The following is a 19,491-nucleotide window of genomic DNA, read 5'->3' on the forward strand; positions in this document are numbered from 1 at the left end:
TTGATATTTTCATTTATTACTGTTGCCATTTGGGCAAATTCATCTTTACCTTTTATGCTCAATGGTTCAACACTTGAAACTTCTCTATTTATATATTTGAAAAATGTTAACAACCCTTTTTCAAATTTTTGTAAATTTCCAACAATATTTTTCCCAATAAGAAATAAAACAACAATCATAAAAACAACAACAAAACTTGTAAGAGCTATACTTATAATCTTTGTTTCTGAGTTTTGTTTTTTGATTTTTTCTTCAAGTCTATTTTCAAGTTCTTTTATAGATTTTTCTGTTGCATGAATTGTCTGTCTCAATTCATTTAATAAACCTTTTTGTTCATCTAAGCCTTTATTTACTTCACTACTTGTTAAAGCTAAAAAATCTTTTTTGTAAGATAGTAAATCACTTTTCATCTCTTCATTTGTAACAGTAGAAATAAGCTTATCAATCTTAGTTTTAAATCTAGTTATATATTTCTCATCTAGTCTTAACATAAAGTCTTTTTCTTCTTTTCTTAACTCATAAACAGAAGAAAGTAATTTGTAATTTCCAGATTTTTTTGCATAATCTTGTACTTTATGAACACTATTTCTTAAAGATCCATATAGTCCAGTTTTTGGAGTCAATCCTTTTATAGTATCAAGTTCTACTATTTGTAAAAATAGCTTTTTATAATCTATCATAGTTTTATTGAAGTTTTTAGTATCTTCTAAAGATACATCAAATTCCACTAGTATTTTATTTAAGTGAGAAAGTTGTTTCTCCATTTTTTGAAAAGTAGTAATAAATTCCTGTTTATAAGAAAGATTTTTTCTTGAAAAAAAGTCCTTTTCATACTTTCTTAATATTAATTGATTACTTTTTAGTGAACCAACTAATGTTCTAGCCTCGGTAAGTTTATTTAAATTAGAAATACTATGTAAGTTTACAAACAATATACTAAATATTGCAGCCAAAACACAGATGCTTAACCCAAGAAATTTATTTTTTATATTCATGATTTCTCTTTTTCAGATATTTTACTTATTATACTATATAAGTAAATTTTTAAAGGATAAAATACTTAATTAAATCTTATACTTTATCCTTAATTTATATCTAAATTGAAAAAAAATCAAATATTAAAATTATAAAACTGCAAGTGCCTTTTCATAATCTGGTTCAAGTGAAGTATCAGAAACTTGCTGTGTATATATAACTTTGCTATTTTCATCTATTACAACTATTGCTCTTGAAAGTAGTCCTTTTAATAATCCAGTAGTAAAAGTAACTTCATAATCTTTTCCAAAAGAAGAACGAAAAGATGAAGCAACAATTACATTTTCAATTCCTTCTGTTGTACAAAATCTATTTGAAGCAAAAGGTAAATCAGCAGATACACACAGAACTTTCACACCTTCATTTTCAGTAGCTTTTATATTAAATTCACGAACTGATTTTGCACAAGTAGGTGTATCAATCGATGGGAAAATATTTAAAATAACCTTGCTACCTTTAAAATCAGAAAGTGTTATTTCACTTAAATCTGTTTTTACTAAAGTAAAATCAGGAGCATCACTACCAACTATTGGTAAATCTCCTATTGTTTCTACAACTTGCCCTTTTCTCATAACTTTTGCCATTTTTATTCCTTATTTAAGTCTTATTTTATTTTGTATTTACAAAGATTTTATAACTTAGTTTATTAATATCTAGTTATTTATAATACTATTTTAAAAAATTAAAAAAGAGAAAAGATAATAAATTTTACTTCTTTTTTTTAATATTTTATCTCTTGCATTATCTATTTAGTCTATCAAGCCCATATTGACTTGATAAACTTTATAAAATCTTTACCAATAATATTTTAGGTAAGGAAAATACTATTTACTTTTTGATTGTTTTGTATTATTTGGATTCATTTGAGCACCTCTATTTCCATGAACTTTTGCATTAGCACTATTTGTACCACTTGTACCTTTGTTTGAATTTCCTTGATTTGCTTTATGATTATTATTTGACATAATCTTCTCCTTTAAATTTTTTTATTATCATTTAAATAACTATTTAGAATATTAACAATTATTATGGGGACAAAAAGTTCTAATTATAAAGAATTTGTAAATTTATGGAATTTATTTGAAAAAGAGATACAAGAAACAAATAAATTTCACCCCAAAAACATATATGGCTTTGCAAAATTTTATTTAAGTATCCATCAAGAAGAAGAAACAACAGTAAAAAATTTAAAAAGAAAAATCGAACGATGGCAAGAAGGAATAGAAGAAAATAGAAATTTTCAAAGAGAAACTATAAATCAACTTAATGATTTTTACAAGTTTTTAAATGAAACATATTTTGTTCAAGAACTTTTAGATGATGAAAAACCGGAACATTGGTTTGATTAATCCCTACAATCTTTATATTTTTCATTTAAAATATCTTCTAACCATTCACCTGAATAAAGTCTAGCTTTTTGTGCATCTATAACTCCAAGCATTGATTCAACTGCACAAGCACAGTTATCTCTTACACTTTTATAGTTACCATGGTAATTTATACATGTTTTCATCATCTTATATTCAGTTTTAACAGATGCTCTATTTATATTTAAATAAGCGTCTGCTGTAATACCCATTCCAGATCCTATAATTAAAGTTGTAAATCCACTTAATATAATACTTTTATATTTAAATCCTTGTAATGTTTTATCACATTTTTTACATTTAATTTCATTTGACAGTTTTATTCTATTTTCCTCACTACAATGAGGGCATTCTATTTCTAAAATATTTTTTCTCTCTTCTTTTTTTTCTTCCAATTTAAAATTCTCCTTTTAATTTTTTTAATATCTTCACCATAGCCAAAGTATCAAGTTTACAATACTCTAAAAGTGAAGTTCTCATCTTCTGTTTACTTACCTCATCAAGTTTACTAAGATTTGCAAAAGCATTCATAGCTTGGCTTCCATTTTGTACACCATCTAACTCTTTGTAAGCTTTTTCAAACTCTGGAACAAGTGCTGGCAATACATACTTTATAGAATAACTTCCTTGCATACTTGGGGTTACATACCATTTCTTTTGGAAAGGTACCATTAGGTCTTGCATGTTTTCATTTATAGCTAATAAGTGAGTACTTAGGTCAGGAAAAAGGTTTGCAAGTCTTTTTATCACACCTTTTTCAAAACTCATGTTATAAGCTAACACTGTAACATCACTTGGAATATCTTCACATAGTTTTAATGCTAACTCATATCTACTATCTACGCTATCTTCACTCAAATACTCTTTATGCTCCAACGTTCCATCAACATATTCTATATGAAGTGAGTATTGAAAAGGGATTTGCTCGAAGGGTTTTATACCTTTATACTCTGGTATAGCTTGTTGGTAAGTTTCAAAGTCTAAGTGATAAATTGGATATGTGAGGTTTTCTAAAAAGGCTTTGATATTTTCTTTGTCTATATAGTTTACTTTTGATTTGTAGTTTTCTACTGCTTGAGCTTGATTTGCCGTCATATCAAAATCTTCGGGAATATCTTCTATATCTATGATACCTTGATTGTATAATTCCACTTGCTTTTTACTTCCTAGATTGAAAATATTAAAGATAGAGTACTCAGGTATAGCTCTTTGTACTTTCCAACAATAGTTTTTAGCATCACACTCATAAGGTTTGTTACAATGTTTTCCTATATCTATATCTGGCTCATTTACTTTGTCTTCAAGATAGCTTTCAAACTCTTTTAATATGCTTGGGATATTTGACTGTAAACTTTGCACAACACTAGTCACATCAACTATCTTAAAAAGCTTGTCTAGCTCTAAACTCTCACCTCTTACATACTCATTGTTTATATGTACTACACTTGCACTTTTTATACAAAATCCTAAGTTTTCTAAAACATAGTACTGAATAGATACATCATGAAGATAGATATCTTTTACTTCAGTAGAACTTTTAACCTCATAGATAGATACACCATCACTCTGCTGTTTTAAAATATCTACCATGATAAGTATGCCCTCATAGCTAAAAGTAGCTTCATAGATATTTGATACACCCTCTTCCATCCACTCTTTTGTAGTAGATATCATCTCATCATAATTTGTAGTGTATAGTACTTCTTTTCCATCAGGGAAAAGCTCGCAAGCTAAATCACCTACTATATTTCCAGTTTCAAATATAGCTTGGGCTTGTTCATCTGGTGGAGTTAAAACACTTGGCTTGTATTTTTTAAGCCAAAGTGCTTTGGGGCATTGAATACCTTTTGTGTAGAGGGATTTGGATAGGGGCATTGTATTTTACCTTTGTTTGTTATTACATTTATTTATAATTTGTGTTATAATCATATTTTAAATTCCTACGGGACGACCCACCTTTTTGATGGGGTTAATCTATCAATTCTTTTGAAAATAAATATATCTCTTCATCAAAATATAATAATAACATTTCAATTTCTTCTTTTATATTTTTATATTCTTTTTTATTAATTATCTTTTCATAGTGAAATACTCTATTTCTAAATTTTCTTATTTTATTTAATTCTTTATCTAATATTTGCCTAGTTATTAGTTTTTCATCTTTATTTGGCATATTAGGAAAAATATATTTTATATCTTTTATTCTAAATAAATTAGAGTATGATTTTCTAAATAAAGAAGTCCAAAAACCAAAAGGAAGTTCCGCTATAAGTTTATCATGAGTTATTTCTTCTTTTCTTTGTTTTATTTTATTTTTTGATTCATTTATTCTTTGTTGTGTGTCAGTGTGTAGAATATTAGATTCGAACCAATCTTTTGAAATCTTTTTTTGAAAATGATAATTGATAGAGTTTCTTAAACTAATTTCAAATAGAGATAGTGATATATAGTATTCTTCAGAATGTTTTATATTTTGTTTGTATTCAACAAAATCTTTATAAGATTCAAGTCGAATATTACTTATAAATCTAGATTTAATTTCATCTTTCACTTGACATATCCTTACTATTTTTATATAATTTTGTCACGACGCCCAGTAAGACTTAAACCTTTGAGTTTAAGCTTGGGTTTTTTTATGCCTAAAAAATCATTAAAATGATAACATTAAAAAATATTTTTATTTAAAAATATTGCATTTTGTAATTATCTTTGTATCTATTCATAACAGATTAATCAAACATTTTTTTAATCTTTTTTCTTCTTCACTATCATTGGTTTTAAACCTCATAATAGATATCTCACTTTTATTTAGAATAGAATCTTTTACTCTGTCTCTTTCTAATTGTATAGGATTATTTTCATGATATTCATACCCATCAACTTCTATAGCTAATACAATGCTATTATTAATTTTATTATATATCACAAAATCAATATGAGAGTTAGGATGAAGAACAAATTTTTGTTCTCTTTCAGTCAGTATACTTAAATCCCTAATTATTCTATTTAATGGTATATGAATAACTCTAGTTAAGTGAGAGAACATCTCTTCACTTAATACTTTTTCGATAATGATATTCATCAAATTTTCTGATTTTTGATCAGTTACATTTTTATATTTTAGTAAATATTTTTTTAAGTATGGGGAATAACTTTGATATAGTAAATCAAATATTGAATATATTTTACTTTCTTTTATATCTAAGTTGTTATATTTAATATAATTTACTAAATCTTTCATATTTTTATTTTTTTCTCTATCAGAAACAACAACAAAAAGCTTATCAACTGCTCTTGAAATTGCAACATTTAAAAGATTTTCATTATCAACAAAGTCATTTTCTTTGTCTACAACAGTTGATAAAATCATTATATTTTTTTCTCTACCTTGATATTTATGAACTGTATCTATAACAATCTCTTCATCATTTTCAAATAAATCATTTAATTTAGAAACTTGTTTTCTAAAAGGTGATGCAATCCCTATATTTATTTTATCTATATTTGGCAATATCTCTTTTTCAATTACATCAATTTGACGTTGATTATATGTTCCTCTTGCATGATTACCTTCTACAGTTTTATATAAAGTAAGAGGTATATCTTCTTCATTTTGTTTTGTTAGAACTATTAACTCATTATTATAAAACTTCTTATTACAAAATCCTATAATTCTGGGATGACACCTATAATGCTCTCTTAACAATGTTTTAGGAATATCTTTATAAATTTTAGAAATAGAAGATAATAAACTTTCTTCATAATTATAAGGATTACCAACTTTGTAGTTATTATATATATTATTAACGATTTCTTTTGTCTCATCTTTTATTACATGAGGTAATTGCTTTAAATCTCCAACAACTACAACATTTTTTGCACAAGACAATGCTAATGAGCCAGCTACAATATCTACTTGCGAAGCTTCATCAATAATCAAATAATCATATAACTTCCCATTGGCTATACAGTATCTTAAAGAATGTGTTGTACTTAAAACCACAGGATACTCTTCAATGAAATTATCAAACTTATCACTTTTCCATACAACATCATCATCAAAGCTATCTCTTTGGGTTTTAAAACCATATTTATTTGATAAGAAAGCTTTAAATAAAAACATTGATTTTTCACTAAATGATTTCATATTATTTTCAAAATCAAAGTCTTTTAAAGTTTCTTCTAGTTTTTTTATCTGTTTTAATACCTCTTTTTCTTTTTGTATATAAAAATATTTTTGTAAAAGTAAAATAATAGAATCTATAGAGTTCTTATATAATGAAGTTAAAAGAATTCGATATTTTATTAAAATTTTAAATTTAAATAAAAATGATATTTTCTTATTTAATTTTTGTCTTTTCTCAAAATCAGCCCAAAGTGATAAAATATTTTCTGTATTAAATCTATTAAATTTATGATAACTATCTATCTTATCTTCTCTTTTTTCATATAGATCTAAAAAATGTTTTTTTTCTACTTTAAGTTCCATTTGAAGCTGTTTTAATTTTGATAGTTCATTATTCTGTTCTAACATCACTTTTAAAGATTCTATTTCATCAATTATTGTTTCTACAACATTATTTAAATCTATATCTTTTTTATTTTTTATAAACTCTGGATATTTTGTATTTTGATTTGAAAAAAATTCTTCTTTATTATCTTTATTTCCTAAAAAAGCAGAGATAAAAGACAAATCATATTTTTCTAATTTTTCTAATACATTTTTTGTAGCGGCATTATTATTTGATACTATTGCTATAGTTTTATTTCTCATAATAAGATTTGCAATAATATTAAGAATGGTTTGAGTTTTACCTGTTCCTGGGGGACCTTCTATCACACTTATTTGATTTAACAAAGCTTTTTGAACAGCCTTTTCTTGACTTAAATTAAAACCAAAAGGAAATATTATACTTTCTTTGTTTTCATTAGTATCTATTTCTGAAGCATTTAGATATTTAGATAAAACACTTTTTTCACTAATAAATGTCATCTTATCATAGCTATTAAATAAAAAATCATTTTCTTCATCAACACTTTTTGATAATTCTTTTAAATATTCTAAAATATTTTTTGAGTTTTTATTTGTCAAGCAATTTTTTTCAAAAGTTAAACGAGAAGATTTATAAGTATTTTTTCTTCCATTTTGATAAAAAATCCTAAAATATAGCTTGAAACTTTGAATTTTAATTATATTTGAAAGGAGTTTCCCATCTAAATGCAATATATAGTCAGATGGGTCCAATTCTTCTAGTAATTCAAGTTGTACTACTCTGTGTTTTTTATATTTATAAACTGTATCATTAGTTATAAATTTAATATTTGCATAATCACTTTGAAAATTTAGTTGTTCTATATCTTCTGTTTTATCTTTATTATCTATAACTATTAAATATCTGTTTTTATCCATTATTTCTCAATATATCATTCTTCATTTTATTTACATACTCCTATTTAAATATAGCTTGGGCTTGCTCATCAGGTGGTGTTAAAACACTTGGCTTGTATTTTTTAAGCCAAAGTGCTTTGTGGCATTGGATGCCTTTTGTGTAGAGGGATTTAGAGAGGTTCATTTAAATGTCATCCGCAATTACTAAAAATTCAGCACCTAATGATTGAATTGTAATTTGTGCTGATACAAATAAAGTATTTAATTGATTTACTCTATTTTTGTTTATTGCAGTATGATTAGTATTTTCAAATTTATCTTTAATTAAATGTGGTTGTAATATAACAACTCTTTTTTTATAATTACTCAAAGTATTTATATAATTTTTTAAATCAGTCCTTGTTTTAGTATTACCATTATGCCAAACTAAATTATTCACATTAACACTAGGTGAAAGTTCTATTGTTTCAGATAATAAATTTTTATCAATATATCTTAAGTTTTTAATTGATTGAGAAACTACAACTTCATATGCAGTTGTAGATATATTTCTATCTGTGCTATTTGTATTTGCACCTTTTGCATGAATAAAACTAATAGTAGGTACTGCTTCATTTGTAATATGAATAAAATCTGCTTTTTCATTAGCACCATCATCACACATTAACCAACCAGGCACAAACTGCTGATTAATATCTACAAAACCATTTGAAATACCCTTCCAATATTTCTTTACCCAACAAAATAGAGAATCCTGTTGCCCTACTAAAGATAAATTTGAGGGTTTCTCTTTAGATACATCAGTATTTTGGAAAGTATGCCATTCAAAATTTTTAAATAATACATCTCTAAATTTTTGTTTAAAAATAAATCCATTTATTAATGAATAATTATCATTAAACCAAAACTTGATAATATCTTTATTTTCAAATACTTGTTTTAAATTATAAACATCATCTAACTCTGTAGATACAATTGATTTTACATAAACTATCTCTGAATCATTAATTAAATTAAGTCCTAATAATGCTATTTTATTAGTATTATTAGAATCATTATAAATTTCCACTACAAGTGTATTTCCACTACAAGAATATACAAAACTCCAATTATCCCATAAGTGATTTATTCCTACTAAGAGATTATATTCATCACTCTGAGATTCAAACTCTTCTATATTCGCTAACTGAATATCTATTAAAGAATTTATTTTTGTAATATTTGTATGTGAATTTGCTAGTATAGATATTGGTTCAAAATTTAAATTATTATTTATATCACAATCTTTGATTGAACTTAACAATATTTCTAAACTATCAAAATATTCATCTGAATCAGAATACTTCTTAGTCCATACTTTACTATCTGATGTATTAATTCCTATCGACTCATCTCCTATTTCAACTTTTAATGCAGAAAAAGAATAGTTACTATCCCCTAATGGATCCAATGCTTCTTCTAAATTTTTTCCAGATAAAACCTTTGAATCAGCCTTTAAATCTGATGACTTATCAATATTATTTAACCATAAGTTTTTAATCTTTACATTATTAATAAATGCTGCATTTAATACTTCTTTTCGGATTAATTTCAACTTTTTAAAGTCATGACCTATAGGACCTCTAAACATTAATTTATAAAGTGTATTTTTTTTACTATTATCAGAATGATAAAAAGCTAAATAGTCATCTAATTTAAAAATAATCATTAAATGATTTATAGTGTCATTTAGATTACTACTAGACCAACTAACCTTTTTCGTTTCTGTATAGTTTTTAAAATATATAATTGCCCCACTTGAATGTGTTGAAGTTTGAATATATCTATTATTATTTGCTAACAATTCAAATAATTTATTTATATTGAAAGTATTATCATCAATTTTCAAAACTATTACAGATAAATATGGTGTTAATTCATTTAAATTTAACGGCATTTTTTTCCTTATTTAATTCTTATAGTGTCTAACTAATTTTTCATCAACTAAATATAAGTTTCCTCTACATCTAGTACAAGCAACATACAATTTATTTCTAGTTGAAGCTGGCAATTCTAATAATGTATCATCTCTATATTTCTTTAAAGTTGTAGGATTTAATACAATACAAACATCATTGTAGTGGTCTTGTCCTTTTGACTTTCCCCAATTCATCGAAAAACAATTATATTTATTGCTATTTTGATAAAATAATTTTACTATTGAATTATTCTCAAAAAGTTCTTTTATTCTAGTGACTTCTTCAATGAAAAAAACATTTGTAGTGTTGTCATTATGCGATTCTATATTAACACCCAATTTTTGTTTTACAAAATTACAAATAGTTGAACTACATCTGTAACTTTTTCCTAAACTTTCAGTATCAATTATCAAACCCATTTGAACAAATCGTTTAATATATTTAGTTAAATCTTTATATAGATTTTGATTTACATTACCATCTTTACTTGTATCAAAAGTATGTTGGAAAAAATCACCTACAAAATTTATGTTTACATTAGCTTGAGTTAAAAAATTTAATAAATTAAAATCATGTCCGCCAAAATCTTGAATTTCATCGACAAACATATTGTCAAAATATTTTTCTATTCTTTCATTTATATTTTCTACTACATTAGTTTTAACTAATAGTTTTGCTATTCTGTTATGATACAATCTGTTTGTTTTATCTCTATAATGCAAATGTTTAGTATCTTTAACTCTCTCTGAATATTCAGGAAGTTCTCGCTCGAAATATATTCCTTTGGATTTTAATTTATTTGACAAAAAAGGTCTATAACAAAATGAATATAAAAAATTAAAATAAGTATAGATTTTTATATTAGTAGGTAAATATCCAAATTTATCTATTACTTTTTTCTTTAGGTTTATAAAATTATTCTCGGTATATGTAACAATTAAACTATTTTCTTCCAAAGAAAGTTTATTGATTATTGTTGTAGTCTTACCTGCTCCAGCTACAGCAAATATTATTCTTTTATCCATTCAATTGCCTCTTTTATATATTCTGGAACATTAATATCTGTAGCTTTTTTATCTAATAATTCATATGCAACATCCGCTTTATTTTTTAACATAAATTCTTGTACAGACAAAGTTCTTCTTCCCTCAGAAAACAATTCTTCACATATACTGGTATTATCTTGATACATACATATTTCAAAAGTACTTCTCATATTATCGTTATCAGCAAATACTTTCATATTGTCTAGAGCATAATCTTCATATCTATTAGTTATATTCTCTTCATAATTCGTATCATTGTCTCTTATTACCGCCGTTTTTATACCAAGTAATTTTGCTATATCTAAATACCTTTTAAAGCTAGTTCCATCAACAGATAAAATATGAACATCAGATTGAGACAATTCTTCATTTGTAATTTTTTTATACAAAGCTTCCATTAAAATGAATTCAGCATCACCTTCAACTAAGATAACTTTTTTTGACAATACATATTCAAGTATATTATTATCTGGAGCTTTCATAAAAAACTTTGCAGTAGTTTCTGATAATTGTTCTAATTGTAAAGAAATAGATACATTACTGTTAAGTAAAATTGATTTCTTTAAATTTAATCTTGTTGATATTAAACTACTATGTGTAGTTAAAAATATTTGTTTATCATGTGCATCTCTTACAAGTTGAATTAGTTTATGCATATTTACATGACTCAAATGATTTTCTGGTTCTTCAAGTAAAACTAAATCTAATTCACTAACACCTCTACGTAAGTTTAAAGCAAAGTGAGTTTTTATAAAACATTGTTGTCCTTTACCTTTATTATCTATTGTAACACCCATATCATCAGAAATATTTAAATCTGATTCTAAATTTGATTTAGTATTTGTTTGAATAATAAGTTTATTATCTGTAAATCGACTATTCACATCAGCTAAAACATTTTCTGTATATTCATCTTTATACTTTCTATATTCATTAAAATGTTTGTTTTTTTCTGTTCCAGTTAAAACTGAGTTATATACACTTTTAATATATTCTCTCGTTGCATATTCATTGTTAATTTGTGAACTATCAATCACAATATGTTTTATATATTTTCTATAGCCAGTATATCTTTCTCCAGAAAAAGTGATAAAACTAATTTTATAATATTCATATGGAAAATTATTTTCTGTTTGACTTAATACTTCTGTAATTTCTCTAGATAATTCTTCATCTGGTTCAATTATAATTTGTAATCCATCACAAATTATTCCATTTGAATTTATCGCACCATTTAAATCAGGATTATGTTGTTCAGATAAATATAATTCTATAAATAGTGAAGGAAGGTTTTCAAAACTCTTATCTTCAAAAAAATCATTTAATATATCTCTATTAAATAAACTCTCTAATCCAATATTTTCTAACTTATGTCTACTACCACTTAATACTAAATCTATTGCTTGAAGTATAGTACTTTTTCCTGCTTCATTATCACCAATTAATAAATTCAAATCATTATTACATCGAATTTCTAAATCTTTAAATTTCTTAAAATTATGTAGTTTTATTTTTTCTATTGCCACAATTTATCCCTCCTAATCCAATTCCAAAACACTCGTACCATCACCCTTAGGCTCAACCTTTATCTGCAATGGAATTCTCTCTTTTAGTGCTTCTACATGGGAAATCACACCTACCATCTTTCCTGAACTTTGTAGTTGATTTAGTGCATTTAGTGCTAGTTCTAAACTATCGCTATCTAGTGTTCCAAACCCTTCATCTAAGAAAAGTGAGTCTATACTTATCTTTTGGCTTGCTAAACTTGATAGTCCTAAGGCTAAAGATAGACTTACTATAAAACTTTCTCCTCCTGAGAGTGTGTTTACACCTCTTACAGCATCACCTTGGAAGCCATCTATTATCTCTATATCTAAGAGTTTGTTTGATTCTGTATTTCTTTGAAGTTCATATCTTGGGCTTAGTATTTCTAAGTGTTTGTTTGCAAGGTAGATTAGTTGGTCTAGGGTGATACCTTGTGCAAATTTTGCGAACTTGTCCCCTTGGCTTGAGCCTATCATATCGTTTAGTTTTACCCATACTTGAAAGGCTTGTTTTTTCTTTTCTAGTTGTTTTATTTTATCTTCTGATTTTTTTATATTTTGTGTATTTATCTCTAACTCTTTTGAGATACTTCCTATGGTTTCTTGCAGTTGGTCTATTGTGCTTTGTAGGTTTTGTAACTCTTTGTTTATATCATCTTTGTTTTGATTTGTAGGGTTTATCTCTTTTTCTAAGAGTTTGTGTTCCTTTAGTTTTTTGTTTGTGTCTGTTTTTAGAGTTTGTATTTGTGTGTATTTCTCTTCTATGGTTTTGCATAGATTTGTTAGGGTTTCAAACTCTTCTTTTAGTAGGTTTGCTTTTTCAAACTCCTCTTGTGAACTAAAGCCATACTCTACTAAAGCTTTTTCAAACTTCTCTTTTATGATTACTAGGTTTTGTTTGTCATCTTCTTGTTTTTTATTTAGTTGGATTATCTGTTTTGATAGGGATTCATCTTTTGATTTTAGACTTGAAAGATGGTTTTGCAAACTGTTATATTGTTTTGAAACAGTGTCTAAACTCTCTTGAATGTTTTTCTCAAAAAGATCTAAATCTTCTATATCTAAGATAGTTTTGCTTTGTATTTGAAGCTTTGTTATCTCTTCTTTTAGTTTTGTTTGTTCCTCTTTTAACTCTTTTATAGTGTTTATGCTTGTGTTTATCTGCTGTTGTTTTTGTAGTTCTTTATTTAAAGATGTTTGTAGAGACTCTTTTTTTGCTTGTAAAGACTCTTTTTGCTCTCTTAAAGTTACATACTCTTTTAACTCGTTTTCGCAAAATTGCATTTGCTCTTGTAGTGTGGTTTTTGAGTCTTCTTGTAGTTTGAAATCGTTTGTTTTAAAGAACTCTTCTATTTGCTCTTTTATAGTTTGTTGTTTTTGTATTTCTAAGTTTGAGCTTTCAAGTTTTGAGCTAAGTTTTGCTAAGTTTATTTGAGCGTTGTTTAGTTCACTATTTTGCTCTTGTAGGTAGTTTTCTTGCTCTTTTATTTTGGCTAGTGTTTGACTTATCTCTGTATCTATATTTAAAGAGTGGTTTATATATGGATGCTCTTTCGAGCCACATAAAAAGCACTCTTGCCCATCTTTTAGTTTGGCTCTATCTTGCTCGTAGTTTTTGATAAGAAGCTCTTTTTCTCTTGTTTGTTTTAGTGAGTTTAGAGTTTCGTTTATTTGCTTAATTAGTTTTGTTTTTTCTTCGTTTAGTTTTGTTTGTGATTCAATCCCAGCGTTGTACTCTTTTATCTTGTTTTGCTCTTGTGTGATTTGCTCTTGTAGTGTTTCATAATCACTTAGGGCTTTTAGAAGGGCTTCTATCTCTTTTAGTTTAGCTCTTGTGTTTTGCTCTTTTTGGTTTATATCTTTTGTTTTGGTTTCTAGTGCTTTGTATTGTTCTATTAGAGTTTCTAATTGCTCTTTTTTTGTGTCTAAATTTGATGAGAAGTTTTTGTATAGACTGTCTATTTGTGATTCATCATTTAAAAGTGTTTCAAAAGCTATCTCAAAATGTTTTGCCAACTCTTGTAGGTGTTGTGAGATTTTTTTGCTTTTCTCTACATATAAAGAGTTTTTACCATCACTTTGTGTTTTTATAGTTCTTAGTTCTTTTAGTTTTTTATAGTTTTCGTTGTATGTTGTTTGCTCTTTTTCAAGGCTTTCTTTAGAGAGTTTAAACTCTTGCTCTTTTGTTTGGATTTGTTCTTTTAACTCTTTATCTTCTTTTTGTAAAGATTCTAGAGTTTGTTTATCGTTTGTGATTGTGTTTATTAGTTGCTTTTTCTCTTGGTTTAGTGCTTGTATTCTTATGGCTTTATTTGCTAGTTCAAGCTTTGTAAACTGCTCTTTGTTGTTTTCTTTTTCTTTGCTTATTTGCTCGAACTCTTGGTTGTATTTTTGGCTATCTACTTCTAATTTATCAAGAGTTTCTAAGTAGTTTGATAGTTTTTTTAGTTTGGTTTCTTTTTTATCTAGTTCTTGTTTTTCTTTTTTATTTGTTTCTAGTTGTTTTGTTTTTTCTTCTACTATGTTTGGCTCTAGTAATTCTATACTTCCTAGTGCTATTTCATCAGCTTCTATCTCTTTTTTCTTTGACGAGTATGTTTCATAGATACTTTGTGAGATTTGTTTGTAGATATATGTTCCGGTGATCTTTTCAAGTAGGTTTGAACGCTCGTTTTCTTTTGCTTTTAAAAAGGCATCAAAACTTCCTTGGGCTAACATCATAGATTGAACAAATCTATCAAAATCAAGCCCACTAATCTGCTCTACTACCTTTGGTACTTTTGAAAGGTATGATTCTAGTATTTTGTTTGTGTCTAGCTCTACTATCTCCATCTTTGCAGATTGGAAGTTTCCATTTGGATTTTTCCTTGCTCTTTTTTGTGCCCAAGAACTTCTATAGACTTTGCCTTTTATTTCAAACTCTACTTCACATAAACACTCGCCTGTGTGTCTTGACATCAGTTCATTTGGGTTTGTTAATCTGGCTGTTCTTCCATATAAAGCACAAGTGATTACATCAAGAATTGTACTTTTTCCTGCTCCTGTTGGTCCTGTTATGGCAAAAAGAGATTCATCTTTTAAAAACTCTTGAAAGTCTATTTCAAACTCACCTTTTAGGGAGTTTATATTTTGTAGTCTTACTTTTAGTATCTTCATTAGATTTGCTCACTTTCATGAAGATTTGAAACTACTTCATTAAAAGTTTGTGATAACTGCTCTTTAAACTCACTGTTTTCTATCTCTTCTAACTCTAATCTTTTTTCAAAAACCTCTTGAACACTTAGTTCATCTAAACTTATAGCTTTTAATTCTTTTGCACGGAGTTGCTTTTCGCTTTTTTCTATTTTCACGGCTAAGATTGTTAGCTCTAATTTTGTGGCTAGTTCTCTTATCTCTGTATTTGCAAACATTGGGTTGTCATCTTTTATATGAACTTCTATCCAAGTAGATTTATCTTCGATAGCTTTTAGCTCTTTTTTGATAGTTTCCAAATCACCTTTGATAACTTGAAGCTTTCTTTTTAAAGGAACTTTTAATTCTTCTACTTTTACATCTTCATCTATAGTTACTACATTTACTTTTTGAGTATTTTTAGACTCAGAAAAACTAAGTGGTATTGGAGAACCTGAGTATCTTACATGCCCCAAATTGTTAGATGCTCCAACTGTTTGATTGATATGCAAGTGTCCTAAAGCTACATAGTCAAACATACTAGCTAAATAATCCCCACCAATATCAAGTGTTCCACCTATATAGATATCTCTTTCACTCTCACTACTTCTACTACCAACTGTAGTTAAATGTCCCATAGCTATGATTGGTGTGTTTTGCTCTAATTCTTTTGCGTTGTTGTATGCTTTTTCATAGTAGGCTTTTATACCATTGTTTGCTAGTTTTTCTTTGTCACTTACAGTTTCTGCTCCAAGTGATTGTCTTATAACACTATCTCTTAAAAAAGGAACTGCACAAACTATTGCTTTAGTTTCTTCATCTTCTTTTATAGGGATGATTATGTTTTCATCTTCATCGCCATTTACTACTACATGAACATTTAGTGCTTCAAGTAGTTGTTTTGGTGCTTTTAGTGTAGAAACTGAGTCGTGGTTTCCTGCTGTAATGATTGTAGTTTTTAAACTCTTTTTTGATGATAACTGTTTTAAAAAGTTATAGTAAAGTTCTAGTGCATAGTTTGGTGGTGTTCCTGTATCAAAAATATCTCCTGATACTAGTAAAAGTTCTATTTGCTTTTCTTCAATTGTTTCTAAAAGCCAAGATAAAAAAGCTTCATGCTCTTCAATTCTGCTTTTCCCCATAAAGTTTTGACCTAAGTGCCAGTCAGAAGTGTGTATTATTTTCAAACTATTCTCTTTGTTTAGTAAACTGTAATAGTTTAATTATACGATTAATTTACTTATAGTTTAAATATAAAATAACTTTTTTATATATAATTTGAAGTTTTATTCTATTGTTTTTTTCAACTCTTCATATTCATGTAGTGTTATCTCACCTTTTGCAAGTCTTTTTTTTAGTATATCAAGGGCTGATTCTGAGTCTTTTCTTGTATCTTTTTTAGTAAAATAAAAAATTATAAAAGCCACTATTATTAGACAAAATATAAACATAAAAAAACCAGGAAACATTGGCATATTTGCATATCCATACATTATTTACTCCTTTTTGTTTAGATTATATAATTTTTTACTATAATCTGCAAGGTTTATGGAAGTGATATCCTTGTGAGTAGTCTATTCCTAACTCTTTTACTTTATTATAAATATCTTCATTTTCAACAAATTCTGCTATTACTTTTATTTGTTGTTTTTTGGCAAATAAAACTATTGATTCTACTAAATTTTGAGAAAAAGGATTTGTAGTTATATTTTTGATTAAAGAGCCATCTATTTTCAAAAAATCTGGTTGAAACTCAAGTAGTCTTTCAAAGTTTGAATATCCACTTCCAAAGTCATCTATTGCTATTTGGACATTTCCAAGCTTTTTAGCTAACCAAATGAAGTTTTTTACTGAGTTCATATTTTTTATACTTTCATCTTCTAATAATTCAAAAGTAACTCTGCCTTTAAATTCTTCTTTTGAAACAAGATTCAATAGTAGATTTTTTATTTCACTATTTTGAATATCAGTTTCTGAAATATTTATACTTATATCCACATTTTTCGCTTTTAAAGTTCTAAAAGAATTACGAATAATCTCTTTAGTAATATTTATATAATAACCTGTCTTTTTAGATAAATCTAAAAAATAAAAAGGAGATATGATTTCATTTTTTTTGTTTAGTCTCACTAATGATTCATATTTTGTGATTTCTTGTGTTTCATTATCCACTATACCTTGAAAAAATGATTCAAAATAGCTATCTTTTCCTTCTAGTGCATCTTTTACAAGCTTAAGTGTTTTTAGTTTTGTAGTTGCTTCTATTTGCCTTTTTATGTAGAAATTTTTTGCATAAACTATAGATTTGTTTGTCTTTATTGCATGTTCGATTCCTAAGCTTACATCATCATAAATATTCTCTTTTTTATTCGAAAAGCTCATACATATTTTAATATCATAAACAATATCTTTAAAAGCCAAACCTTTATTTGAAAAGTTATATACTACCTTTTGCAAAGTTTCATTTATAGTTTTAATATCTGCATCCGTATCATTTAATAGTGCAAAATTACCATCACCAAGATTATAAACCTTTTTCAATTCACTATCTTTAGGAAAATAATCAAACACTTTTTTAGTAAACTCATTTTTAAATTCATACATAGTTACTTCAGAATAAAAATCTTTTAATAACTCATAATTCATTATTTTCAAAAAGACCAAGATAGGACTTTTCATATATTTTAATTCATCTAATAATAACTTTTTTGAATTCATAATATCTGAGATATCATGTTTTATAGATATTAATTCTTTGATATTTCCATTTAGATCTAAAATAGGAGAAATTGTAGCATCTACATAGTAAGATTCACCATTTTTTTTCTTATTTTTTATGATTCCTTTATATGTTTTTTTATCTTTTATACATTGCCACAACTCTTCAAATACTTCTTTTGGTATATCAAAATGCCTCAACATATTGTGAGGTTTATCCAAAAGTTCTGCTTTTGAAAATCCAGATATATTCATAAAATTATTATTTGCGTAAGTGATTATACCTTTGTTATTTGTCTTTGTAACTATTTCACTTTCATTTAAAATCTTTTTATATTCACTTAACTCTTTTGATTTGCTTGCTATTCTTTTCATTTGGTTAAAATGTTTTATATGCAAATCAGCTTTTAGACTTATCTCTTCATCAATAAAAGGTTTTCTTATATAATCAATCGCACCAGCTTTTAAAGCTTTAGAAAAATACTCTTTATTTCCACTACCTGATATAACTAAAATAGGAATATCTTTTGTAAATTCATTTCTTTTTAGAACTTCAATAAAAGTAATACCACTAACTTTTGGCATTTCCAAATCTGTAAATATCAAATCAATCTTATTAGTTTTTATGATATTTAACGCATCATAAACATCACCAGCTAATAAAACATTGTAATTTTTTGCTGTCAGTATTTCATTCATACTATTTCTAATAAATTTTGAATCATCAACTACCAATATTTTATTATTATGATTTGAATTTATAGAATTTATTATTAATTTTATGTTTTTTAAAAGTTGTCTTGTAATTGTATTTTTATAAATATGTTCTATCACTTTATATTTTGAAGTAAAATTTTGTTTTGTTACATTGTTTTCAGAGTCAATTATTATGACTCTTGTGTCATTATTTGTATAATCATCAATCTTTTGTAAGAATTTCTCTTTTTTTAATTTTATAAAAGTCAAATCTAAAATAATAAACTCAAAAGAAAACTTTTTTATGTGTTTTAGAACTTCTTTTATATTTGTATGATGTGTAATATTATAATTTTTTTCAGTTGATAGTTTTTTAGTTATCCCCATATTCTCTACTGATAAAATATTAATTGACAATTTATTTCCTCATTTAACTGGATTTGCAATAACTTGTATTTCACTAGTAATGAATATTTTCAAATACTAAATAAATATTATTTATTTAAAAATATTCCCAATTATTGCATATTAAATTAATTATTTATATTTTAATAGAGAATCATAACT

14 protein-coding genes and 1 pseudogene are annotated in these 19,491 nt (G+C 26.2%); 1 reads left to right on the forward strand and 14 read right to left on the reverse strand.

Going from position 1 to position 19,491, the window contains the following annotated elements:
• From CRU93_RS12720 to CRU93_RS12730, 3 genes and pseudogenes are all read right to left on the reverse strand, one after another.
• Positions 1–995: pseudogene (locus tag CRU93_RS12720) on the reverse strand (hypothetical protein); the annotation flags it as partial.
• A 129-nt stretch (positions 996–1,124) separates the two neighbouring features.
• Entirely contained in the window at positions 1,125–1,619 is a 495-nt protein-coding gene (gene tpx / locus CRU93_RS12725; RefSeq protein ID WP_129104575.1) for a thiol peroxidase, read from the reverse strand.
• 240 nt (positions 1,620–1,859) lie between these two features.
• Positions 1,860–2,000 (reverse strand): alpha-amylase, encoded by a 141-nt coding sequence (locus tag CRU93_RS12730; RefSeq protein WP_129104576.1) that lies wholly within the window; start codon positions 1,998–2,000, stop codon positions 1,860–1,862.
• 63 nt (positions 2,001–2,063) lie between these two features.
• On the opposite strand from CRU93_RS12730, the gene CRU93_RS12735 reads away from it, so the two are divergent.
• A complete protein-coding gene (locus tag CRU93_RS12735) occupies positions 2,064–2,384 on the forward strand; it encodes a hypothetical protein (RefSeq protein WP_129104577.1) in 321 nt (106 codons plus the stop codon).
• Here the strand turns inward: CRU93_RS12735 and CRU93_RS12740 are convergent.
• From CRU93_RS12740 to CRU93_RS12790, 11 genes are all read right to left on the reverse strand, one after another.
• Positions 2,381–2,797, reverse strand: a complete 417-nt coding sequence (locus CRU93_RS12740) for a hypothetical protein (protein ID WP_129104578.1) — start codon at positions 2,795–2,797, stop codon at positions 2,381–2,383. The two genes, CRU93_RS12735 and CRU93_RS12740, sit on opposite strands and share 4 nt — an antisense overlap.
• 1 nt (position 2,798) lies before the next feature.
• On the reverse strand, positions 2,799–4,277 hold the full coding sequence (locus CRU93_RS12745) for a DUF2779 domain-containing protein (protein WP_129104579.1): 1,479 nt from the start codon (positions 4,275–4,277) through the stop codon (positions 2,799–2,801).
• Positions 4,278–4,371: 94 nt separating this feature from the next.
• The gene (locus tag CRU93_RS12750) at positions 4,372–4,953 is read right to left on the reverse strand and encodes a hypothetical protein (RefSeq protein ID WP_129104580.1); all 582 of its coding nucleotides are present in this window, start codon (positions 4,951–4,953) and stop codon (positions 4,372–4,374) included.
• A 168-nt stretch (positions 4,954–5,121) separates the two neighbouring features.
• On the reverse strand, positions 5,122–7,812 hold the full coding sequence (locus CRU93_RS12755; RefSeq protein ID WP_129104581.1) for an AAA domain-containing protein: 2,691 nt from the start codon (positions 7,810–7,812) through the stop codon (positions 5,122–5,124).
• 163 nt (positions 7,813–7,975) lie between these two features.
• On the reverse strand, positions 7,976–9,727 hold the full coding sequence (locus CRU93_RS12760; RefSeq protein WP_129104582.1) for a hypothetical protein: 1,752 nt from the start codon (positions 9,725–9,727) through the stop codon (positions 7,976–7,978).
• Positions 9,728–9,739: 12 nt separating this feature from the next.
• Positions 9,740–10,774: an AAA family ATPase gene (locus CRU93_RS12765; protein WP_129104583.1), complete on the reverse strand. Its 1,035-nt coding sequence runs from the start codon at positions 10,772–10,774 to the stop codon at positions 9,740–9,742.
• Positions 10,759–12,321: an ATP-dependent endonuclease gene (locus CRU93_RS12770; RefSeq protein WP_258238930.1), complete on the reverse strand. Its 1,563-nt coding sequence runs from the start codon at positions 12,319–12,321 to the stop codon at positions 10,759–10,761. The genes CRU93_RS12765 and CRU93_RS12770 overlap by 16 nt, the downstream gene beginning before the upstream one ends.
• Positions 12,322–12,333: 12 nt before the next feature.
• A complete protein-coding gene (locus tag CRU93_RS12775; RefSeq protein WP_129104585.1) occupies positions 12,334–15,495 on the reverse strand; it encodes an SbcC/MukB-like Walker B domain-containing protein in 3,162 nt (1,053 codons plus the stop codon).
• A complete protein-coding gene (locus CRU93_RS12780; protein ID WP_129104586.1) occupies positions 15,495–16,697 on the reverse strand; it encodes an exonuclease SbcCD subunit D C-terminal domain-containing protein in 1,203 nt (400 codons plus the stop codon). The genes CRU93_RS12775 and CRU93_RS12780 overlap by 1 nt, the downstream gene beginning before the upstream one ends.
• 99 nt (positions 16,698–16,796) lie before the next feature.
• On the reverse strand, positions 16,797–17,003 hold the full coding sequence (locus tag CRU93_RS12785) for an SHOCT domain-containing protein (RefSeq protein ID WP_129104587.1): 207 nt from the start codon (positions 17,001–17,003) through the stop codon (positions 16,797–16,799).
• A 37-nt stretch (positions 17,004–17,040) separates the two neighbouring features.
• Entirely contained in the window at positions 17,041–19,341 is a 2,301-nt protein-coding gene (locus tag CRU93_RS12790) for an EAL domain-containing response regulator (RefSeq protein ID WP_129104588.1), read from the reverse strand.
• Between the last annotated feature and the right edge of the window lie 150 nt (positions 19,342–19,491).

The sequence above is a fragment of the Arcobacter sp. CECT 8985 genome (assembly GCF_004116495.1).
Classification (GTDB): Bacteria; Campylobacterota; Campylobacteria; order Campylobacterales; family Arcobacteraceae; genus Malaciobacter.